This is a genomic window from Pseudomonas sp. LBUM1661, from assembly GCF_059695925.1.
Genome location: NZ_CP166794.1, coordinates 5,685,030 through 5,701,565, shown reverse-complemented (window position 1 = coordinate 5,701,565; position 16,536 = coordinate 5,685,030). Strand labels below are relative to the sequence as shown.

Annotated in this window: 17 protein-coding genes; 9 read left to right on the top strand and 8 right to left on the bottom strand. The window is 57.9% G+C overall.

Features of this window, described 5'->3' with window-relative positions:
• Position 1 precedes the first annotated feature (1 nt).
• The 3 genes from ACA057_RS26155 to ACA057_RS26145 form a co-directional block, all read right to left on the bottom strand.
• Positions 2-889 (bottom strand): nitrilase family protein, encoded by an 888-nt coding sequence (locus ACA057_RS26155; protein ID WP_497343519.1) that lies wholly within the window; start codon positions 887-889, stop codon positions 2-4.
• A gap of 236 nt (positions 890-1,125) precedes the next feature.
• Positions 1,126-3,063 (bottom strand): flavin monoamine oxidase family protein, encoded by a 1,938-nt coding sequence (locus ACA057_RS26150; RefSeq protein WP_497343517.1) that lies wholly within the window; start codon positions 3,061-3,063, stop codon positions 1,126-1,128.
• Between the two features lie 223 nt (positions 3,064-3,286).
• On the bottom strand, positions 3,287-4,183 hold the full coding sequence (locus ACA057_RS26145; protein ID WP_177333677.1) for a GlxA family transcriptional regulator: 897 nt from the start codon (positions 4,181-4,183) through the stop codon (positions 3,287-3,289).
• Between the two features lie 243 nt (positions 4,184-4,426).
• Here ACA057_RS26145 and ACA057_RS26140 point away from each other — a divergent pair, with 243 nt between their 5' ends.
• Positions 4,427-5,563, top strand: a complete 1,137-nt coding sequence (locus ACA057_RS26140; RefSeq protein ID WP_401360507.1) for an acyl-CoA dehydrogenase family protein — start codon at positions 4,427-4,429, stop codon at positions 5,561-5,563.
• Between the two features lie 104 nt (positions 5,564-5,667).
• On the opposite strand, the gene ACA057_RS26135 is transcribed toward ACA057_RS26140, so the two are convergent.
• Positions 5,668-6,708, bottom strand: coding sequence for an NADP(H)-dependent aldo-keto reductase (locus ACA057_RS26135; protein ID WP_497343515.1), 1,041 nt, complete (start codon positions 6,706-6,708; stop codon positions 5,668-5,670).
• Between the two features lie 245 nt (positions 6,709-6,953).
• On the opposite strand from ACA057_RS26135, the gene rplM reads away from it, so the two are divergent.
• The 7 genes from rplM to ACA057_RS26100 all read left to right on the top strand — a co-directional run bounded on the left by rplM (position 6,954) and on the right by ACA057_RS26100 (position 11,841).
• Positions 6,954-7,382 (top strand): 50S ribosomal protein L13, encoded by a 429-nt coding sequence (gene rplM / locus ACA057_RS26130; RefSeq protein ID WP_007905295.1) that lies wholly within the window; start codon positions 6,954-6,956, stop codon positions 7,380-7,382.
• Positions 7,383-7,396: 14 nt separating this feature from the next.
• Complete coding sequence (gene rpsI, locus ACA057_RS26125; RefSeq protein ID WP_002555064.1) at positions 7,397-7,789, top strand: 30S ribosomal protein S9; 393 nt, start codon at positions 7,397-7,399, stop codon at positions 7,787-7,789.
• Between the two features lie 267 nt (positions 7,790-8,056).
• Positions 8,057-8,650 (top strand): ubiquinol-cytochrome c reductase iron-sulfur subunit, encoded by a 594-nt coding sequence (gene petA, locus ACA057_RS26120; RefSeq protein ID WP_033061319.1) that lies wholly within the window; start codon positions 8,057-8,059, stop codon positions 8,648-8,650.
• A complete protein-coding gene (locus ACA057_RS26115) occupies positions 8,650-9,861 on the top strand; it encodes a cytochrome b (RefSeq protein WP_489376388.1) in 1,212 nt (403 codons plus the stop codon). The genes petA and ACA057_RS26115 overlap by 1 nt, the downstream gene beginning before the upstream one ends.
• Entirely contained in the window at positions 9,861-10,643 is a 783-nt protein-coding gene (locus tag ACA057_RS26110) for a cytochrome c1 (RefSeq protein ID WP_401365054.1), read from the top strand. The genes ACA057_RS26115 and ACA057_RS26110 overlap by 1 nt, the downstream gene beginning before the upstream one ends.
• A gap of 150 nt (positions 10,644-10,793) precedes the next feature.
• Positions 10,794-11,411 carry a glutathione S-transferase N-terminal domain-containing protein gene (locus ACA057_RS26105; protein WP_008155978.1) on the top strand — a complete coding sequence of 206 codons (618 nt, stop codon included), beginning with the start codon at positions 10,794-10,796 and terminating at the stop codon, positions 11,409-11,411.
• Between the two features lie 16 nt (positions 11,412-11,427).
• A complete protein-coding gene (locus ACA057_RS26100; protein WP_059406200.1) occupies positions 11,428-11,841 on the top strand; it encodes a ClpXP protease specificity-enhancing factor in 414 nt (137 codons plus the stop codon).
• Positions 11,842-11,990: 149 nt separating this feature from the next.
• On the opposite strand, the gene ACA057_RS26095 is transcribed toward ACA057_RS26100, so the two are convergent.
• From ACA057_RS26095 to ACA057_RS26080, 4 genes are all read right to left on the bottom strand, one after another.
• Positions 11,991-12,572, bottom strand: a complete 582-nt coding sequence (locus ACA057_RS26095; protein ID WP_059406201.1) for a BON domain-containing protein — start codon at positions 12,570-12,572, stop codon at positions 11,991-11,993.
• The gene (locus ACA057_RS26090; RefSeq protein ID WP_007972584.1) at positions 12,569-13,162 is read right to left on the bottom strand and encodes a phosphoheptose isomerase; all 594 of its coding nucleotides are present in this window, start codon (positions 13,160-13,162) and stop codon (positions 12,569-12,571) included. The genes ACA057_RS26095 and ACA057_RS26090 overlap by 4 nt, the downstream gene beginning before the upstream one ends.
• 104 nt (positions 13,163-13,266) lie before the next feature.
• The gene (locus ACA057_RS26085) at positions 13,267-13,629 is read right to left on the bottom strand and encodes a YraN family protein (protein ID WP_019582357.1); all 363 of its coding nucleotides are present in this window, start codon (positions 13,627-13,629) and stop codon (positions 13,267-13,269) included.
• The gene (locus ACA057_RS26080; protein WP_497343510.1) at positions 13,629-15,440 is read right to left on the bottom strand and encodes a penicillin-binding protein activator; all 1,812 of its coding nucleotides are present in this window, start codon (positions 15,438-15,440) and stop codon (positions 13,629-13,631) included. The genes ACA057_RS26085 and ACA057_RS26080 overlap by 1 nt, the downstream gene beginning before the upstream one ends.
• A gap of 176 nt (positions 15,441-15,616) precedes the next feature.
• On the opposite strand from ACA057_RS26080, the gene rsmI reads away from it, so the two are divergent.
• Positions 15,617-16,522, top strand: coding sequence for a 16S rRNA (cytidine(1402)-2'-O)-methyltransferase (gene rsmI, locus ACA057_RS26075; protein WP_497343508.1), 906 nt, complete (start codon positions 15,617-15,619; stop codon positions 16,520-16,522).
• Positions 16,523-16,536 lie beyond the last annotated feature (14 nt).

Sequence of the window (16,536 nt, the reverse complement as noted above, 5' to 3'; positions counted from 1 at the left end):
ATCAGCGCGGCAGACAAGGGTGCTGGGTGTAACCGAGCATTTGATCGTAGAGATCGGAGCGACGATCGCGATGCAGATCGTTCAAGTTGTTCCAGATCGGCGCGCTGCGGGAGCTGGTCAGGTCGATGTCGGCAAACAGGATTTCTTCCTTGTCCGCTGACGCCACTGCGCCAATCGGCCAGCCATGGGTGCCGGCAATCAGTGAACAACCCAGGTAACGAGCCCCTCGCTCTTCGCCGATGCGGCTGGCGGCGGCGATAAACACGTTGTTAACGTGCGCAGCCGTCATGGTCAGGTACGACGCCATGCACTTGCCGGCGTCATCGAACAGCGGCGGAGGCGTCCACACCCAGTTGTTCAGGCTGCAAATGATGTCCGCGCCTTGCTGACTGAGGATTCGCGGCACTTCCGGGAACCAGATATCCCAGCAGATCAACAAACCGATACGGCCAATCGGCGTATCGAACACCGGGAAACCCAGATCGCCCGGCGTGAACCACAGCTTCTCCAGGTTCCACAAATGGGCTTTGCGATACTTGCCGATAAAGCCGTCAGGCCCGACCAGAACGCCGGTGTTGAACAGCCGCATGCCGTCACGCTCAGTCAAGCCGGCCACCAGGTAAACCTTGTGCTTGCGGGCAAAGTCCACCCAGATTTGCACACTCGGCCCGTCGGGAATCACCTCCGAATGGTCAAACGCGTCTTGCCGATTGCTGAAGAAATAACCTGTGCTGCAAAGCTCGGGCAGCACGACGAGATTGGCACCGCCGTTGACCGCCTCCAGAGCCAGCTCCAGACCATGACGCAGATTACCGGCACGTTTCTCTTTGCCGACTTGTGGGTCGAATTGCACGACGGCTACACGCACAGGACTTGTTGGCTCGCTCATTCTCGATGACCTCTTTTTATTGTTATTCACGCTGTTTAGTTGCGTGTTTATAAGAGTGGAAATGGCGTTTTTACGTAAGTCAGCGGCTTCCGTGTGAGCTGTAGTCCATGTCCGAAGATCGCGCAGGGCAGAGCTGCCGACTTTCTCTGTCGGGGCGCGAGATGGCGTAATAGAGCGGTTGCGCAGCGCAGAACCAATGCACAGGGCGCATTGGTTCTGGGCGATGGAGCAGGGCGTCAGTTGCGGAGGCGGTAGTGCGGGTAGTCGCTCATGCAGAATCCGCCGTTGAATACCGCTGCGGTTTTATTGCAGATATGAATCACCGCATCCACGGCGCCACGAAAGCAGGGCTCTGTCCAGCCGGCATCAACTGAAAACGATTCGCCGGAAAAATACAGGCCGGACACGTGCGAGAAATCCCGGTTGTACTTCATCAAGCTCACTGCGTCGTAGTAAGTGCCGGGTCTGTACAACTTTGCGCAGCCCAAGGCGTTTCTGTCCGTCATCCAGCGTTGGACCAAGGCCTGTTCAGTTTGAATGTAGGGCGAAATTCTCTCCTGGATATTGGCGGAGTTCATCAGTATTCGGTCGAGTTCCTCTACGCACTTCGCCACCAGTTCCTGATCGTTAAACAGCGCCAGTTTGGTGGCGTCATCCTCCCACGTGTAACTTAATAAGATGCAGTCGTAGGGATAATGATCGTTGTAGCGATAGCTATAAACGTCATGAATGAAACTGTCGGTGACAATGGCTTGCGGGATCCTGGTGTTACTTGAAAGGAAGGATTTATTTAAGGGCGCGTAGACTTTGCAACTGGTTTCCCAGTGCGCTGTTTTGTAAGCGTTGATCATCGCGAACGGCAACATCTGCTGATTGAAGTTTTCGAGTTGGATACCTGTTTCGATCAGCCATGAAGGCAGGGTCATAATGACAGCGTCAAAGTCGTCGAACAGTTCCTGCGATTGACAGGGCTGGCTGAATTTCCACCTGTAGTAGACACGTATTTTTTGATCGTTCAGCTTCGTTAGTTTGCTGACGGATGAGTCGGTGTAGAAACCGTCGCCTCTTTCCAAGCAATGTTCGTAGAACGATTTATGCGCGCTGTCGGTGTTCATGAACAGCAGGCATTCGTCCAGCGCCGCCAGGCCGATGTAGCGCGGACTGTCGAAAGGCAGGCCCTTCGCGTCGAGAACAGTGTTGCTGTGCAAGTAAGGCGCGGGAAGCGGTTCGCCGCACGCATCGACCCGGCCGTGAATCAGTTGCAGGCGGCTGCTGAACCCGAAAATGGCGGTGCGCAGCGGGTAAAGCGAACACACGTCATAAAAAGCGCCCCAGCTACCGTCGCCAATGCCGATCGAATAGAACAGGGTTGATTCGTGCGAGGTCATGCCGACTCCACCGAAATCCCCAGGTGTATCTTTGTCCCAGGTTTGCAGCACCGACATGCAGACCAGGTCGCGAAACGAAACACGCTCGTACCGTTCGACGATAGCCGCCCAGACAGCTTCCCATTCCTGCGTGGCGTATATCGGCGCAATCTGGCGGGTCATCCTCGCGGCAAAGGCTTTCCACTTGGCATAAACCGTTTGCAGTGCCTCGTCGGGTGGAGGCGTCAAGCCGTCTGCATTCGTCCAGATCAACATGTGCGGATCCGCGCGACCGCCGAGGTTGCCTTCCTGAAGATAAATCCCTGTCGAACTCACCCACCGGCTTCCCGGATTGGGGAAGTCCGATAGCGCCAGGTCAAATGCCTTGGCGTAGTAAGCCATCAGCGATCGACCCTCTTTGGGTGGCTCGTTTTCCCTGTTGAAGAAGGGCAGGCGCATGGCACCCATCTCGAAAGGCGTATGACTTTCTTTAATGGGATGGCGGCCATGGACGGTCAGGTGTCTGCCGCCGATACGGGTCGATTGTTCGATCAGTGTCACGTTGGTAAAACCGCAACGATACAGTTCCCGGGCGGCAGTGAGTCCGGTAACGCCTGCGCCAATGATGCATATCTTATGCGTTGGATTAGTTGCCTTTGCTATACCGTGTTCTTGCTCAATCAATGCCCGGTAGTCAAAGCATAAGTCCGGCGGATTTGGGAATCGGCCTGCCCATTTATTTTTGGCCTGGAGACTTTCGGCTTTGTCGTTGCAGGAGAGAGGCGGGGGATTTATTTCTGTTGTCATTGTTGATCTTCCCTGAAGTACAGTCAGCTGGCGGGAAGAATAGAGTGTGCTTTTCAGTCAGCGGCTCACAATCGTCCAAAGGACTTATTGGGTGCTCTGTGTTCCGTTTTTCATGTAAGGGAAGTAATCACTTTGTCGTTAACTTTAAACACCATTGGCCTGTGCAGTTTAGTTCTGAAGCAGGCACCGCCAGGCCAATGCGGGGCGGCGCCTGTATCAACCGTTATGCGGCTTGTTGAAACTGCTGCCGATACTGGTTCGGCGAGAGCTCGGTGTGTTGGCGGAACAGGCGCGCAAAGAAACTCGCATCGTCATAACCGACTTCATAACTGATGGTTTTGATGCTCTTGCGGCTGCCGGACAGCAAACCCTTGGCGGTCTCGATGCGCAGTCGTTGCAGGTAATGCAGTGGCTTGTCGCCGGTGGCGGTCTGGAAGCGGCGCATGAAGTTGCGGATGCTCATGCCGTGTTCGCGAGCGACGTCTTCGAAGCGGAATTTGTCGGCGAAGTGTTCTTCGAGCCAGTGCTGGATCTGCAGGATGATCACGTCCTGGTGCAGTTTCTGCCCGCCGAAACCGATTCGGCCCGGCGAATAGCTGCGCTGCACTTCATACAGAATGTCGCGGGCCACGGCCTGGGACACGTTGGCGCCACAGAAGCGTTCGATCAGGTAGATATAAAGGTCGCAGGCCGACGTGGTGCCGCCCGCGCAATACAGGTTGTCGGCGTCGGTCAGGTGCTTGTCCTGATTGAGCTGAACCTTCGGGAAGCGCTCGGCAAACGCATTGAAAAAGCGCCAGTAAGTGGTCGCCTCCTTGCCATCGAGCAAGCCCGCCTCGGCGAGCCAGAACACCCCCGTGGCCTCGCCGCAGAGCACCGCGCCGCGCGCATGTTGCTGACGCAGCCACGGCAGGACTTGTGGATAACGTTGGCACAGGGTTTCGAAATCGTCCCAGAAAGCCGGGAGGATGATGATGTCGGCGTTTTCCAGGCCGCCGTCCACCGGCATGATCACATCGCTGAAGCTGTTCACCGGTTTGCCGTCGGGGCTGACCAACCGGGTTTCGAACGCCGGAGTCAGGCCGTGGCCCAGTTGTTTGCCGTAACGCAGGCTGGCCAAGTGGAAAAAATCCTTGGCTTGCATGAGGGTGGAAGCGAAAACCCGGTCGATAGCCAGGATGCTGACGCGCCGCAGGGGCGTGGAGACTTGCTTAGACATAATTCAACTTTATTTTTATAAGGGATAGTGGTCACCAGACGGCTGGATCGTCTTATTTTTTGTCTGATGTGTCCAGTGTCCTGTATCGAATGCGGGGCTTAGTCTCTGAAGGTCAATCCTTCTAACAATAACGACAGGTGCCGCATGATCCCCAGAACCTTGTTCAGTTCCGAGCACGAACTTTTTCGCGACAGCGTGCGAACGTTCCTCGAAAAAGAGGCGGTGCCGTTTCATGGGCAATGGGAAAAACAGGGCTACATCGACCGTAAACTCTGGAACAAGGCAGGGGAGGCGGGGATGTTGTGTTCGCACCTGCCGGAAGCATACGGCGGGCTTGGGGCGGACTTTCTTTACAGCGCGGTGGTGATCGAAGAGGTCGGTCGTCTTGGCCTGACCGGCATCGGTTTTTCCCTGCATTCGGACATTGTTGCGCCTTACATCCTGCATTACGGCAGTGAAGCGCTGAAACACAAATACCTGCCAAAACTGGTCTCCGGCGAAATGGTCACCGCGATTGCCATGACCGAACCAGGCGCCGGGTCCGACCTGCAAGGGGTGAAAACCACTGCGGTGCTGGATGGCGACGAGTACGTGATCAACGGTTCGAAGACCTTCATCACCAATGGTTTTCTGGCTGACCTGGTGATCGTCGTGGCCAAGACTGATCCGAAAGCGGGCGCGAAGGGCACCAGCCTGTTTCTGGTGGAGGCCGACACCCCAGGCTTCGCCAAGGGCAAGCGTCTGGAAAAAGTCGGCATGAAAGCCCAGGACACCTCGGAGCTGTTCTTCCAGGACGTGCGGGTGCCCAAGGAAAACCTGCTGGGCCAGGCCGGGATGGGCTTTGCTTATCTGATGCAGGAACTGCCGCAAGAGCGACTCACCGTGGCCATCGGCGGGCTGGCGTCGGCTGAAGCGGCGCTGCAATGGACGCTGGAATACACCCGTGAGCGCAAGGCGTTCGGCCAGGCCATCGCGGATTTCCAGAACACTCGCTTCAAACTGGCGGAGATGGCGACCGAGATTCAGATTGGCCGGGTCTTCGTCGATCGGTGCCTGGAGCTGCACCTGGAAGGCAAGCTCGACGTGCCGACGGCGGCGATGGCCAAGTACTGGGGCACGGACCTGCAATGCAAGGTGCTCGACGAATGCGTGCAGTTGCATGGCGGCTACGGGTTCATGTGGGAATACCCGGTGGCCCGGGCGTGGGCGGATGCGCGGGTGCAGCGGATCTATGCTGGCACCAATGAGATCATGAAGGAGATTATTGCGCGGTCGCTTTGACGCTGTTGTGAGTTCAGTATCGCCATCGCGGGCAAGCCCGCTCCCACAAGGAATGCGCTGCACCTGTGGGAGCGGGCTTGCCCGCGATTGGATCTAAAGATCAATCAAGGTGCAGGGTTCGGATGATCCTTGTGGATCGCCTCAATCCCTTCCAGCACTTCATCCGACAGCTTCAGGTCGAAGCTGGCAATGTTGCTCTCCAGTTGCTCCATCGTGGTCGCGCCGATGATGTTGCTGGTCACGAATGGCTGCTGTGTGACGAACGCCAATGCCATCTGCGCCGGGTCCAGGCCATGCTCACGAGCCAGTGCCACATAACGGCTGCACGCGGCTTCCGACTGCGGGTTGAAATAGCGACTGAAGCGGCTGTAGAGGCTCAAGCGGCCTTTGGGCGGACGCGCGCCACCTTCGTACTTGCCCGACAGGAAACCGAACGCCAGCGGCGAATAGGCGAGCAAGCCGCACTGTTCGCGGATGGCGATTTCCGCCAGGCCGACTTCGAAGCTGCGGTTGAGCAGGTTGTAAGGGTTCTGGATCGACACCGCGCGCGGCCAGCCACGGGCTTCGGCCAGCGCCAGGAAGCGCATGGTGCCCCACGGTGTTTCGTTGGACAGGCCGATGTGGCGGATCTTGCCGGCCTTGACCTGTTCGTCCAGTGCTTCGAGGGTGTCCTCCAGCGGAGTCAGGTTGGCTTCGGTCTTGTGTTTGTAGCCCAGCTGACCAAAAAAGTTGGTGCTGCGCTCAGGCCAGTGCAATTGATACAGGTCGATGTAGTCGGTCTGCAGGCGCTTGAGGCTCGCATCCACGGCTTCGGTGATGTGCTGGCGGTTATGCCGCAGGTTTTTGTCGCGGATGTAATCGATGGTGTTGCCGGGGCCGGCGATCTTGCTGGCGAGGATCCAGTCGGCGCGATCGCCGCGACTTTTGAAGTAATTGCCGATGTAGCGTTCGGTGGTGGCGTAGGTATCGGCCTTTGGCGGCACCGGGTACATCTCGGCGGTATCGATGAAATTGATCCCGGCGCTTTTGGCCCGTTCAATCTGGGCGAAGGCTTCAGCCTCGCTGTTTTGCTCGCCCCAGGTCATGGTTCCGAGGCAGATTGCACTCACGTTCAGATCGGTTCGGCCTAGCTGGCGATAGTCCATCGGGTGCTCCTTTGGCAAAACAATCATAAAAGCAGGTTGAATTATTTTTCGCAATCTGCATAATTGCGCACCTCTTTCTGCAGTGGAAGTGATGCGCCGCCGCCGAAGAATCTTGCCGTTGAACGGACGCGCCGACCCGAGCCCCCGAAAGCGTCTGTATCCGGCTGCCTTTGACTTGTCAAAGTACGCACTATTCAGTAAGATCCGCCGTCTAATTTACAGGGCGGCCCCTGAGGCTATAAAGAATGAAAACTTTTACTGCTAAACCGGAAACAGTACAGCGCGACTGGTTTGTCGTCGACGCTGCAGGTCAGACCCTGGGTCGTCTGGCCACCGAAATCGCGAGCCGTCTGCGTGGCAAGCATAAAGCTGAGTACACTCCTCACGTTGACACCGGTGATTACATCGTCGTTATCAATGCCGAGCAGATTCGTGTAACCGGTGCTAAAACCACCGACAAAATCTACTACTCCCACTCCGGTTTCCCGGGCGGCATCAAGTCGATCAACTTCGAAAAGCTGATCGCTAAAGCCCCTGAGCGCGTGATCGAGACCGCGGTCAAAGGCATGCTGCCTAAGAACCCGCTGGGTCGCGACATGTATCGTAAGCTGAAAGTCTATGCGGGCGCTGTACACCCTCATACTGCTCAGCAGCCCCAAGAACTGAAGTTTTAACGGAATAGTTCATTATGTCGGCGACTCAAAATTACGGCACTGGCCGTCGCAAGACCGCAACCGCACGCGTTTTCCTGCGTCCGGGTACTGGTAACATCTCCATCAACAACCGTTCGCTGGATAATTTCTTCGGCCGCGAAACTGCCCGCATGGTAGTTCGTCAGCCGCTGGAATTGACTGAGACTGTCGAGAAATTCGACATCTACGTCACCGTGATCGGCGGTGGTGTAAGTGGTCAAGCTGGCGCAATCCGCCACGGTATCACTCGCGCACTGATGCAGTACGACGAAACCCTGCGTGGCGCTCTGCGCAAAGCTGGCTTCGTTACTCGCGATGCTCGTGAAGTTGAACGTAAGAAAGTTGGTCTGCGTAAAGCGCGTAAGCGTCCGCAGTACTCGAAGCGTTAATTCGCTTTCGCGTTCAAAAAGAACGCCCAGTTTCCTCGCGAAGCTGGGCGTTTTTTTATGGGCGCGATTTATCAAAGAATTGCGCTGTGACAACTTGCCACATCCGTAGAGCCCCTATACTGCAAGGCTTGGCAGTGGAGCCCCTCGGTAATTACCTTGTCAGAATTGGGGCTTTTCATTACCATTCGGCAAAATTTTTATAAGTGCATAGATTTACTTAGTAGATGCCTGATTTAACAGGCCACAAAGCTGATGGGAGAGGACTGAATGAGCAATGACGGCGTGAATGCAGGCCGGCGTCGCTTCTTGGTAGCAGCCACATCCGTGGTGGGTGCTGCAGGAGCGGTGGGGGCTGCGGTCCCGTTCGTGGGGTCATGGTTTCCCAGTGCCAAGGCGAAAGCCGCAGGTGCACCGGTGAAAGTAAATGTCAGCAAAATCGAGCCAGGCCAGCAGATGATTGCTGAGTGGCGAGGCCAGCCGGTATTTATCGTCCGCCGTACTGCGGAAATCCTGGGGAATCTGAAAAAGATCGAGGGCCAGCTATCTGACCCAACCTCCAAGAACTCGACACAACCGACCTATGTCGACCCGGAAACGCGTTCGATCAAGCCAGAGGTTCTGCTGCTGATCGGTATCTGTACGCACCTGGGTTGCTCGCCGACCTTCCGTCCAGAAGTGGCGCCTGCGGATCTGGGCAAGGACTGGGTAGGTGGTTATTTCTGCCCTTGCCACGGTTCCCACTACGATCTGGCTGGCCGCGTCTACAAGTCGCAACCTGCGCCTTTGAACCTGCCAGTTCCCCCGCATTCCTATGAGACCGATGACATCATTGTCATTGGCGTCGATACGGAGAAAGCGTGATGAGCAAGTTCATGGATTGGGTTGATGCGCGCTTTCCCGCGACCAAAATGTGGGAAGACCATCTCAGCAAGTACTACGCCCCGAAGAACTTCAACTTCTTCTATTTCTTTGGCTCCCTGGCGCTGCTCGTTCTGGTCAACCAGATCGTTACCGGTGTCTGGCTGACCATGAGTTACACCCCGTCGGCGGAAGAAGCGTTTGCGTCCGTCGAATACATCATGCGCGACGTCGAGTACGGCTCGATCCTGCGTCTGCTGCACTCCACCGGCGCCTCGGCGTTCTTCATCGTGGTCTATCTGCACATGTTCCGTGGCTTGCTCTACGGTTCGTACCAGAAGCCGCGTGAGCTGGTGTGGGTGTTCGGCATGCTGATCTACCTGGCGCTGATGGCTGAAGCCTTCATGGGCTATCTGCTGCCGTGGGGCCAGATGTCCTACTGGGGGGCCCAGGTGATCATCTCGCTGTTCGGTGCGATCCCGGTCATCGGCAACGACCTGACCCAGTGGATCCGTGGTGACTACCTGATTTCCGGTATTACCCTGAACCGCTTCTTCGCCCTGCACGTCGTGGCCTTGCCGATCGTGATCCTCGGTCTGGTGGTGCTGCACGTACTGGCGCTGCACGAAGTCGGTTCGAACAACCCGGACGGCGTGGACATCAAGAAATACAAAGACGAAAACGGCGTACCGCTGGACGGCATTGCCTTCCACCCGTACTACACCGTGAAAGATATCGTCGGCGTAGTGGTGTTCCTGTTCATCTTCTGTTCGATCGTGTTCTTCTTCCCGGAAATGGGCGGTTACTTCCTCGAGAAGCCGAACTTTGAAGTGGCGAATGCCTTCAAGACCCCAGAGCACATCGCTCCGGTCTGGTACTTCACACCGTTCTACGCGATTCTGCGGGCGATTCCGGACAAGCTCCTGGGCGTTATCGCCATGGGCGCGGCCATCGCTGTGCTGTTCGTCCTGCCGTGGCTCGACCGTAGCCCGGTCAAGTCGATGCGCTACAAAGGCTGGTTGAGCAAGATCTGGCTTTGGGTGTTCTGCATCTCGTTCGTGATCCTGGGCGTGTTGGGTGTTCTGGCTCCAACGCCAGGCCGTACGTTGCTGTCGCAGGTATGTACCTTCCTGTACTTCGCCTACTTCATTCTGATGCCGTTCTACACCAGGCTCGAGAAGACCAAACCGGTTCCGGAAAGGGTGACTGGCTGATGAAAAAGCTATTTGCTGTACTGATTCTTGCTGCCATGCCTGTGCTGTCCTTCGCGGCTGAACACGGTGGTCCCGAACTGGAAAAGGTCGACATCGACGTTTCCGACAAAGCGGCCATGCAGGATGGTGCGCGTACGTTCGCCAACTACTGCATGGGTTGCCACAGCGCCAAGTTCCAGCGTTACGAGCGTGTGGCCGATGACCTGGGCATTCCTCATGACCTGATGCTCTCGAAGCTGGTGTTCACGGGCGCCAAGATCGGCGACCACATGAGCATCGGCATGCAACCGGCTGACGCCAAGACCTGGTTCGGTGCGGCGCCGCCCGACCTGACCCTGGTTGCCCGCGTGCGGGGTACTGACTGGCTCTACGGTTACCTGAAATCTTTCTACGAAGACCCGTCGCGTCCTTGGGGCGTGAACAACAAGGTGTTCCCGAACGTGGGCATGCCTAACGTGCTGGTGGGCCTGCAAGGTCGCCAGGTCATCGGTTGCAAACAGGTCCAGGTCGTCGAAGACGGCAAGAAGCAATATGATCCGCTGACCGGTACCGCGCTGACTCATGAAGCGTGCGATCAGATGACCATTGTGCCGAAGAGCGGAACCCTGACCGAAGAGCAGTTCGATGAGAAGGTCAAGAATCTGGTAACCTTCCTCGCTTACTCGGCTAACCCGGTTAAGCTGCAACATCAGCGCATCGGTACTTACGTCTTGCTGTACCTGGCGTTCTTCTTCGTATTCGCCTATTTGCTCAAGCGCGAATACTGGAAAGATGTGCACTGATAGAGCTTCAAGCAATTGCTGTTAATCGCGCGCGCCCAAGGGCGTCTCTGAAGGTGTAACGAGCCTGGTGATCCAGGCGTTACGGGAGGCGCCCTCTGGGCGCGTGCGTTTTTCCGCTTCCGATAATTTCAACAAGCGAGGAGGACCGCCATGGGCGTGACCAATCGGTTGGCCTGTTACTCCGACCCCGCCGACCACTATTCCCACCGAGTGCGCATCGTACTTGCAGAGAAGGGTGTCAGCGCTGAGATCATTTACGTGGAAGCTGGTCGCCAGCCGCCTAAACTGATTGAAGTGAACCCTTACGGCAGCTTGCCCACCCTGGTCGATCGTGACCTGGCGTTGTGGGAGTCGACCGTGGTGATGGAATATCTGGATGAGCGTTACCCGCACCCGCCTTTACTGCCGGTTTATCCCGTGGCGCGTGCCAACAGCCGTCTGCTGATTCATCGTATTCAGCGTGACTGGTGTGGCCTTGTGGATCTGATCCTGGATTCCCGGTCCAAGGAAGCAGCCCGCGTGGTGGCTCGTAAAGAGCTGCGCGAAAGCCTGACCGGTGTGTCGCCGTTGTTCGCCGACAAGCCGTTTTTCCTCAGTGAGGAACAAAGTCTGGTGGATTGCTGCCTATTGCCCATACTCTGGCGATTGCCGATTCTGGGTATAGAACTGCCGCGGCCAGCCAAGCCGCTGCTTGATTATATGGAGCGCTCGTTTGCGCGTGAGGCTTTCCAGGCGAGTCTGTCTGGTGTCGAACGCGATATGCGCTAAGGCTTAAGGAGCCGCTATGAACTCCAGTCGACCTTATCTGGTCCGCGCGCTCTACGAGTGGATTGTGGACAACGATTGCACCCCGCACATGCTGGTCAATTCCGAGTATCCGTCGGTGCAGGTGCCTCAGGGTTTTGCCAGTGACGGACAGATTGTCCTGAACGTATCGCCGGCAGCCGTGCGCCATATGCACATGGACAACGAAGCGGTCAGCTTCGAAGGGCGCTTCGGTGGCGTGCCGCACACGCTGTACGTGCCTATCGCATCGATCCTGGGCATTTACGCCCGGGAGAACGGTCAGGGCATGGTGTTTGATCTGGAATCGCCCATGGAAGACGAGGAAGAGATCGAGCCGGATGACGATATCCCGCCACCCGACAGCGAGCCGCCGCGGCCTAGCGGTCGACCGAGTTTGAAGGTGGTGAAGTAATAAAAAAGGCGATCCGAAAGGATCGCCTTTTTTATTACTGTAGGAGCACGGCTTGCCGGCGAAGGCGATCTCAGGTGCGCCATCGCCAGCAAGCTGTGCTCCTACAGGACGATGGTGATCCCGAGATCGCCATCCACGGCACGGACTTGTCAGTCGATGTACTCGAACAGTTTCACAATCTTCTGCACGCCGGATACACCTTGCACCAGGTTGGTCGCCTGGGCAGCTTCCTGTTTGGTCAGCAGGCCCAGCAGGTAGACGATGCCGTTCTCGGTCACCACCTTGATGCGCGAGCCCGGGATGTTCGGGTCGGTGAGCATCTGGGTCTTGATCTTGGAGGTCAGCCAGGTGTCGTTCTGGCGCGCAAGGAAGCCGGAAGGGGGCAGCACTTGCAGTTCGTTGTGCACCGTCTTCACCCGCTGAACCGCAGCGGCGGCTTGTTCAGCCTTGGCCTTGAGGTCGGCGCGCGGGGTTTGCCCGGCGAGCAGCACAACGCCGTTGAAGCTGGTGACGACGATGTGCGAGTCGTTGTCCAGGGCCGGGTCGGCCTTGGCGATGTTCACACCAACCTTGGTGTCGATCAGGGAGTCGTCGATCTTGCTGCCGAAGGTGCGGGTGCCGCGGTCATCTTCAATCGGCGCTTCACGGCTGGCGTTAACCACCGAGGTGCAGCCGCTGATGCCGACGAGGCACAGGGTCAAGGCCAGTAGGCCTAGGCGATTAGGGGTCATTCTTCACTCCCGAACAGTTGGCTGTCGATCAAGTCGCAAAGGCAGTGGATCGCCAGCAGGTGGACTTCCTGAATACGTGCAGTGACGTTGGCCGGTACGCGAATTTCGACGTCCTCGGGCAAAAGCAGTGACGCCATGCCGCCGCCGTCACGACCCGTCAATGCTACGACAATCATTTCGCGATCATGTGCGGCCTGGATCGCTTGAATTATGTTTGCCGAGTTGCCGCTGGTGGAAATGGCCAGCAGTACGTCACCCGGCTGGCCAAGGGCGCGGATCTGTTTGGAGAAGATTTCGTTGTAGCTGTAGTCGTTGGCGATCGAGGTGATCGTCGAGCTGTCGGTGGTCAGCGCTATGGCTGGCAGGCTCGGGCGTTCGCGTTCGAAGCGGTTAAGCAGCTCGGACGAAAAGTGCTGGGCATCGCCGGCAGAACCGCCGTTGCCGCAGGAGAGCATTTTGCCTTCGTTGAGCAAGGCGTTGACCATGACCTGGCTGGCTTGCTCGATGTGCGGTGCAAGTACTTCCATCGCCTGTTGCTTGGTGTCGATACTGGCCTGAAAAAGCTGGCGAATTCGGGATTGCATGTCCATCTGTGTGACCTTAATTAGCGCGGCTACTCGGCACATGAATGTGCAGCCCGCAAAGCAAAGAGCAAAAGTGTTGGGTGAAAGTGTCCGGTTCGGGACGTGCGCGATCAGCTGTCGAAGGCATTCTGCAACCAGTTCAACTGATCGAGGTTGCTGTCGATGGCAACCACGTCGAAACGGCAAGGGGAATTGGCCCAACGCGACTCGCGCTGAAGAAAATACTGCGCGGCAAAAATCAGTTTCTGCCGTTTGCGCTCATCGATGCTATCGAGCGCGCCACCCCATTGAGTGTTTTTTCTGTAGCGAACTTCAACGAATACTACTGTATCGCCATCAAGCATGACCAGATCAAGCTCGCCGCGTTTACACAACCAGTTCTGCGCCAGCAGGCGCAGACCTTGTTGTTGCAGATGCTCGAGCGCATGCCGCTCGGCATCTTTACCGCTTTGCTGGCGTGACCTGTCGGGCATCAGCGCGCGGTGTCCGGCAGGCGTTGAACCTGGCCGTTGACGAACTGTGCCCACGGCAACTGACGCACGACGCGCTGGTTCGGCGTCATGCCCAGGCTGCCCGATTGACCTTCGATGCGGCTGTCCGGCAAGGCTTTGAGTTGGCCCAGGCGTGGCGCCAGGCGATAGGCATCAACACCCATCGCGTAGAGGCGGCCGAGGCTGCCACCGGCCTGTGGCCATTGTGCGGTGACCTGTTTGCGCAGTGGATCATTGGCATCCAGCAACCATGGGGTTTCGCAGAAGCGAATGCCGTTCATGTCGTTGTACTGGTTCACGTCGCCGCTGGCGCTGAACACGTGGGACGTGGCGTACACCGGCACGTCACCCGCGTATTGGAAGTTCAAGGTCGGCTTGATCTGCTGGGCCTGCTGAGGTGTGGCGGCCAGGAAGATGAACTCGATGTCCTGGCGACGCGAAGGCTGGGCCGCTACCTGCCCACCCACGGTGCTTTGCAGGCTCTTGGCGCGGCCTTCGCTCTGGCGCAGCTGGAACATGTCGGCAATCTGCTGGGCCAGTTGCACGGGTTGGTCGACGCGTTCGGTGGCGACAATGCTGCCACCGTTGGCTTGCCAATCCTGGCTGAACGCCTTGAGAACACGATCGCCCCATTCACCTTTCGGCACCATGATTGCGGCGCGATGCAGGCCATCGGCGCGAGCGCGACGGGACACTTCGCGGGCTTCGTCTTCAGCGGCAAGGCCGAACTGGAACAGTTGGGCCGGACCTTGTTCGCCTTCGCTGTAGTTCAACGCCAGGGTAGTGATCGGCAGTTGCGGGCGAGTGCTGAGCTGTTTGACCAGCGGCTTCTCCAGCGGGCCGACCACCAATTGCACGCCGTCGGCCTGGGCCTTGCGGTAGAACTCGTCCATCGATGTCAGCCTGGAGCTGTCATAGAACTCGATGGCGGGCGGCTTCTGCCCGGCTTGTTGGGCCTGGTAATGAGCGGCCATGAAACCTTCACGCAGGGCTTTACCCACCGAGGCCAGCGGACCGTCTTGCGGCAGCAGCAGGGCGATTTTGCCCAAGGGCTGGCTGGCCAGTTCCTTGAGCTTGGTCAATGGCAGCGGCAATTGAATGGCGGCCGGGTGCTTTGGATTCTGTTCGCGCCAGGTATCGATCGCGGCTTGTTGCTGTTCCACGGTGCCGGCAGATTTCACGGCCAGCGCCAGGCCCATCCAGCCGCCAAGGTCATCGTTGGTGGTCGGTTGCAGTTGATCGGTCGGCAGCGAAGCGATCAGGGTCCAGATCGCTTCGTGGTTTTTGCTGGCGGCTTCGCCTTCGAGCATCGGCGCAATAAAAATCCGCTCGCGTGCGGCGGCCAGGGTCTGGCCGTCAGCTTCAAGGGCGCGGGCGTGTACGGTGCCGGTGCGCACCTGTTGCTCGACGGGCAGTTCGCCCAGGCGTTGCAGGCTCGGATGGCTCAAGGCCGTGAGCGCCGCCTTGGGCTGATTGCGGGTCATGGCCAGTTCAGCTGCCAGGGTGCTGGCGAAGACCTGCGGGCCAGGCTTGAGTGTTTCGACTGGCACTTGTTGCAGGATCTGCGCGGACTGGCCGGCATTCCCCTGACGATAGGCCAGGTCTGCCGCGCTCAGGCGCAACAGGGCCGCGTCTTCCGGCGTTTTGCTTTTGGCGGCCTGGTCGAGCAGTTGCTCGATACTGGCATCCGGGGTGCGTGGAAGTTCGCCAAGGCTGGAAGAGGGCGAGCTGGCGCAAGCCGCCAGCAAGGCAGCGAGGCAGAGGGCAGTGAACAGCCGCAGGCAAGCGATCATGTAGTGTTCCTGATACTCGATCAAATTAGCGTGGAATTGTACCCAAGCACTGGCCGGGGCGCGATGTTACTGGCGTGAATCGATCAATTTAGCTCGTGCAAATGTTGCAGCGCTGCACAATAGGCTGTGAAACCAAGGGTTGCTTGCGCGTATCGCGAACGTCGCTACGCGCTACAATGGCGACTTTTACCGATCATGAGGTGTGCGCTTTGACTGCTCCAGGTGCTTTGAATTCCGCTGCTGGCTCGCTTTATGTGGTGGCGACGCCCATTGGCAACCTGGACGACATCAGTGCGCGTGCCCTGAAAATCCTGCGTGAGGTGGCGTTGATCGCCGCCGAAGACACCCGCCATTCCCAGCGGTTGATGCAGCATTTCGGCATTCCCACGCCGTTGGCGGCCTGTCATGAACACAACGAGCGGGATGAAGGTAGCCGTTTTATCACCCGTTTGCTGGCGGGTGATGATGTGGCGCTGATCTCCGACGCCGGGACACCGCTGATTTCCGATCCGGGTTATCACCTGGTGCGTCAGGCCCGTGCAGCGGGCATCAACGTGGTGCCGGTTCCGGGTGCCTGCGCATTGATCGCGGCGTTGTCGGCGGCGGGTCTGCCGTCGGACCGTTTTATCTTCGAAGGTTTTCTGCCGGCCAAGGCGGTAGGGCGGCGCGCACGTCTGGAGCTGGTCAAGGAAGAGCCGCGCACACTGATTTTCTATGAGGCCCCGCACCGCATCCTTGAATGCCTGCAAGACATGGAACTGGTCTTCGGCGGCGAACGTCCGGCGCTGCTTGCGCGTGAAATCACCAAAACCTTCGAAACCCTCAAGGGATTGCCGTTGGCCGAACTGCGCGCGTTCGTCGAGTCGGACAGCAATCAGCAGCGCGGCGAATGCGTGGTGTTGGTCGCGGGCTGGTCTGCCCCCGAGACCGAGGACGCGGTCAGCAGTGAGGCGATGCGCATTTTGAACCTGTTGCTTGAAGAGATGCCGCTCAAGCGTGCGGCCGCGTTGGCCGCGCAAATTACCGGGGAGCGTAAGAATGTGCTCTATCAGGTCGCGCTGGATCAACAGAAAGGCGACTAAAAACCGACGCACAG

Bases quoted from the DNA above. Each gene is read 5' to 3' on its own strand.
- ACA057_RS26155 (WP_497343519.1), bottom strand. From the start codon at position 889: ATGAGCGAGCCAACAAGTCCTGTGCGTGTAGCCGTCGTGCAATTCGAC.
- ACA057_RS26150 (WP_497343517.1), bottom strand. From the start codon at position 3,063: ATGACAACAGAAATAAATCCCCCGCCTCTCTCCTGCAACGACAAAGCC.
- ACA057_RS26140 (WP_401360507.1), top strand. From the start codon at position 4,427: ATGATCCCCAGAACCTTGTTCAGTTCCGAGCACGAACTTTTTCGCGAC.
- ACA057_RS26135 (WP_497343515.1), bottom strand. From the start codon at position 6,708: ATGGACTATCGCCAGCTAGGCCGAACCGATCTGAACGTGAGTGCAATC.
- rplM (WP_007905295.1), top strand. From the start codon at position 6,954: ATGAAAACTTTTACTGCTAAACCGGAAACAGTACAGCGCGACTGGTTT.
- rpsI (WP_002555064.1), top strand. From the start codon at position 7,397: ATGTCGGCGACTCAAAATTACGGCACTGGCCGTCGCAAGACCGCAACC.
- petA (WP_033061319.1), top strand. From the start codon at position 8,057: ATGAGCAATGACGGCGTGAATGCAGGCCGGCGTCGCTTCTTGGTAGCA.
- ACA057_RS26115 (WP_489376388.1), top strand. From the start codon at position 8,650: ATGAGCAAGTTCATGGATTGGGTTGATGCGCGCTTTCCCGCGACCAAA.
- ACA057_RS26110 (WP_401365054.1), top strand. From the start codon at position 9,861: ATGAAAAAGCTATTTGCTGTACTGATTCTTGCTGCCATGCCTGTGCTG.
- ACA057_RS26105 (WP_008155978.1), top strand. From the start codon at position 10,794: ATGGGCGTGACCAATCGGTTGGCCTGTTACTCCGACCCCGCCGACCAC.
- ACA057_RS26100 (WP_059406200.1), top strand. From the start codon at position 11,428: ATGAACTCCAGTCGACCTTATCTGGTCCGCGCGCTCTACGAGTGGATT.
- ACA057_RS26095 (WP_059406201.1), bottom strand. From the start codon at position 12,572: ATGACCCCTAATCGCCTAGGCCTACTGGCCTTGACCCTGTGCCTCGTC.
- ACA057_RS26090 (WP_007972584.1), bottom strand. From the start codon at position 13,162: ATGGACATGCAATCCCGAATTCGCCAGCTTTTTCAGGCCAGTATCGAC.
- ACA057_RS26085 (WP_019582357.1), bottom strand. From the start codon at position 13,629: ATGCCCGACAGGTCACGCCAGCAAAGCGGTAAAGATGCCGAGCGGCAT.
- ACA057_RS26080 (WP_497343510.1), bottom strand. From the start codon at position 15,440: ATGATCGCTTGCCTGCGGCTGTTCACTGCCCTCTGCCTCGCTGCCTTG.
- rsmI (WP_497343508.1), top strand. From the start codon at position 15,617: ATGGCGACTTTTACCGATCATGAGGTGTGCGCTTTGACTGCTCCAGGT.